Here is a 297-nt window from a genome sequence, read left to right on the forward strand (position 1 = left end):
CTCTGGTCGACAAGGATGGCAAGCCGGTCACCAACACCACTGGCCCACTGACGGTGACCCTGGATAACAACCAGACCATCACCATCGGCGTGAATCAGTCGAGCGGTACTGTTTCGGCTGTGGCACCGGACGATGTGTACAAAGGCGACCAAACCGTTACGACCGGCATCAAGGAAGTCACCGGCGGCGAGCACTTTGAAAATCTGGTTCCAGGTACTGACAAAGTCACCACGATTGTCACTGATACCCCAGGTACCGATACCGATAACACCACTACCGTGACGTTGACGGCTCCGT

At 55.9% G+C, this 297-nt stretch carries 1 protein-coding gene; it reads left to right on the plus strand.

Annotated features, from left to right (window positions below; translation table 11 throughout):
• Positions 1–297: immunoglobulin-like domain-containing protein (locus BFQ03_RS02885; RefSeq protein WP_139115630.1), on the plus strand; the 297-nt coding region annotated here is incomplete at both ends.

This window comes from Pseudomonas sp. 25 R 14 (genome assembly GCF_900004755.1).
Classification (GTDB): Bacteria; Pseudomonadota; Gammaproteobacteria; order Pseudomonadales; family Pseudomonadaceae; genus Aquipseudomonas; species Aquipseudomonas brenneri.